This window comes from Bartonella queenslandensis AUST/NH15 (assembly GCF_000312585.1).
In the GTDB taxonomy this organism is placed as follows: domain Bacteria; phylum Pseudomonadota; class Alphaproteobacteria; order Rhizobiales; family Rhizobiaceae; genus Bartonella; species Bartonella queenslandensis_A.
Window position 1 is genome coordinate 37,393 of record NZ_HE997997.1, and the last position, 3,492, is coordinate 40,884.

Below are 3,492 nucleotides of genomic sequence, written 5' to 3' on the forward strand. Positions count from 1 at the left end.
GTGCTTTTATAGAACGTTATTGAGTTGTCATTTACATATCTGTTTTTAAAAGATCTTTCTTAAGACTTTTCAAGTCCATTCGCGACAGTGCCTATAAATGAATGCTATAACGTTAAATTTTATTGGGCAGCACTATTTTTGCGCTTATAAAGAAGCAACACATATTTTGTCAGCGCTAATGTTGCAATAAACCATCGGCATTTGTGAAACAGTTTAGGTATTTTTTAGTCTTTTCTAAATAGCTTTTTATCCACACGAGATTCTCCACTTGTCACGTGCCAACGAATGATTTTGATTGCTGCAACATAAACAGATTTAAAATAAGAGAATCATTATGATATTTAAGATTCTTTCTTAATATGAATAACGGTATATTATCATTATAAATCAAAGTATTGTATTTTTTATAAAGGTGTATCTTATGAATAAGAGACATCGTTATTCGACTAATTTACGTATTTATGATAATCTTGTTTTTAATTTTCTTACTTGATGTTAATGTTATTATCACGATGATCTATTTATGGTGGTAGAGTCATCTTCCTGTTATAAAGATAAAAGATTAATGCCATCAGTTAGTTGTTCATATTCAATTGTCTACAATTTTTGTATTTAAAGAGCTTATAGCTCTTATATTCAACTTTTTAGCAACCGCCTCGTAAAGTGTGATCACATGATTTTTACGCATGATTGGTAATCATGTATGAAACCGAAAAACCTGTCAAATCGTTTGATTTTGCACAAAAATTGATGATTTATAGTAAAAAAACTAATATTTCACCATCTTCTATGATGTTATGCATTTATTACACGCTGTAAATCTGGAGGTGTAGCTTCATTTGAGAGTTGCTTAATTGCATCTTCTACAGATAAAAAGATTTGATTTGGACTTCCTAAGCGACGCATGTTTACGCTGTTTGTTTCAGCTTCACGTTTTCCACAGACCAAAATGACGGGAACTTTTTGTAAAGAATGTTCTCGTATCTTATAGTTAATTTTTTCATTACGGAGATCTGTTGTTGCAGAAAGTCCAACAGCTTTAAGTCTTGCCGTTATTTTTTGGGCATATTCATTTGCTTCAGATGTAATTGTTGCGACAACAATTTGTTCAGGAGCAAGCCAAAGCGGCATATGCCCAGCAAAATTCTCTATTAATATACCAAGAAAACGCTCCATTGATCCAAAAATAGCACGATGGATCATAACAGGCTGACGTTTTTCTGAATCTTTATCGATGTAGAATGCCCCAAAACGTTCAGGAAGATTAAAGTCTATTTGTGTTGTTCCACATTGCCATTCACGGCCGATAGCATCCTTTAATGTGTATTCAAATTTTGGACCATAAAAGGCTCCTTCACCTGGAAGGATGCTTGTTTTGATTTGTCCCGAAGATTTTGTTTCAATTGTTTTAAGGACAGATTCCATGATACTTTCTGCATGATCCCATAATGCATCAGATCCAACTCGTTTTTCTGGACGTGTTGAAAGCTTAAGGCTGATTTCTTTAAAACCAAAATCCGCATAAGTCGATAAAATAAGGTCATTAATACTGAGACATTCATCGGCTAATTGTTCATCAGTACAAAAAATATGCGCATCATCTTGTGTAAAACTACGTACACGCATCAGACCATGCAAAGAACCTGAAGGCTCATAACGATGAACAAGACCAAACTCAGCAAGTCTAATAGGCAAATCACGATAAGATTTTAAACCATGTTTAAAAATTTGCACATGACCAGGACAATTCATTGGTTTAAGGGCATAAACAGTCCCATGGTCTGCATCTTCTGCTGCTGGAATTGCTTTGAACATATTCTCCTTATACCAGCCCCAATGCCCCGATATTTCCCAAAGTGATCTATCGAGAACTTGTGGTGCATTAACTTCAGCATATTGATGATCATCAAGGCGCCTACGCATATAGTTGATCAAATTTTGAAACATTTTCCAGCCTTTTGGGTGCCAAAAAATCATTCCTGGGCCTTCTTCTTGAAAATGAAATAAGTCCATTTCACGTCCTAAGCGGCGATGATCACGTTTTTCAGCTTCTTCTAGCATATGGAGGTAGGCTTTTAAGTCATTTTCATTCGCAAATGCTGTTCCATAAATTCTCGTGAGCATTGGATTATTGGCATCGCCACGCCAGTAAGCTCCCGCGACTTTCATTAATTTGAAAGCATTTCCAATTTGTCCTGTAGATTGCATGTGCGGTCCGCGACAAAGATCAAACCACTCCCCTTGATAATAAATTTTTAAGTCTTGATTATCAGGGATACTATCGATAAGTTCAACTTTATAAAATTCCTTTTTCTCAGAAAAAACTCTTCTGGCTTTTTCACGAGACCAAATTTCTTTTCTAAAAGGTTTATTGCGTTGGATGATTTCGCGCATTTTCTTTTCAATGACGGTGAGATCATCTAATGTGAAAGGTTGTTGGCGTGCAAAATCATAATAGAATCCGTTCTCAATCACAGGACCTATTGTTACTTGCGTTTCAGGAAAGAGTTCTTGCACTGCTTCAGCAAGAACATGGGCACAATCATGTCTTATGAGTTCAAGAGCACGTGAATCTTCTCGGGTAATAATCTCTACTTGACCAGATCGTTCTAATGGATCCGATAGGTCTCGTGTGATGCCATCAAGACTATAAGCGACTGCTTTTTTTGCGAGTGATTTTGAAATGGATTCTGCTAATTCTAAGCCTGTCATTTCGGCGGGGTAATTACGTTTTGAACCATCGGGAAAAGAAAGAGAAATAGAGCAAGACATAAAAACACCCTTTTAATCCAATTCCGCCAACGATTGCGGATGGTTTCGTGAAAACTGAGTAAAAAACTTATAGATTGATTCTTCTATCAATACATCTGAAAAAAGAAAAGAATTATTTGTTGTGTTTGTCAGAAATTTTCCAGTAATGCCAAGGTTTATAAAAACAGCAAGAGTGTCCAAGCGAGGGAGGGACGGGATCAAAGCCATTTGTTCCAAAGGGACCACAACGTATGATACGAAAGAGCCCCATCCATGCGCCAGCCCAAAGCCCATGGCGTGCAATTGCTTCATATATATATTCTGAACAAGTTGGAGTATGGCGACACTGATTACCTATAAGGCTCGAAAGTGTTATTTGATAGAGACGTATTAAGGAGATACCCAATAATCGTCCAGGTGTTTTTTGCCAAGCACCGGTGTAATTCCGAGTTATTTTTTTTTGTTGAAACTGTGATTTGAGCATTTATTTTCTTCAATTTGTTGAATGCAGTCTATCGTTGCATCAAAGGGTAGTAGTGTTGCAGCTTGGCGCACTTTATAGTCTTTAATGGGCTGTAAGCAAGAAAAATCCTCAAAAGGTGCTTGAGGGGAAGGACCATCTTGTGTTAGCATCTGATAGATAACTTTATGTAATATTTTAAGATCTTGTGTTGTTTGTCCGATGATATGAGATGCTAAAAGTGACGCTGAGGCTTGCCCAAGCACACATGCGTGTATTTC

At 36.6% G+C, this 3,492-nt stretch carries 2 protein-coding genes and 1 pseudogene; all 3 read right to left on the reverse strand.

The genetic code is table 11. The features are described 5' to 3' along the window. Nucleotides 1-795: 795 nt before the first annotated feature. Nucleotides 796-2,772, reverse strand: a complete 1,977-nt coding sequence (gene thrS, locus BN338_RS03820) for a threonine--tRNA ligase (protein WP_039759194.1) — start codon at nt 2,770-2,772, stop codon at nt 796-798. A gap of 112 nt (nt 2,773-2,884) precedes the next feature. Next, nucleotides 2,885-3,235 (reverse strand): membrane protein insertion efficiency factor YidD, encoded by a 351-nt coding sequence (gene yidD, locus BN338_RS03825; protein WP_039759196.1) that lies wholly within the window; start codon nt 3,233-3,235, stop codon nt 2,885-2,887. Beyond that, nucleotides 3,202-3,492, reverse strand: a pseudogene (locus tag BN338_RS12670) (iron-sulfur cluster scaffold-like protein); the annotation flags it as partial. The pseudogene BN338_RS12670 and the gene yidD, both read right to left, overlap by 34 nt.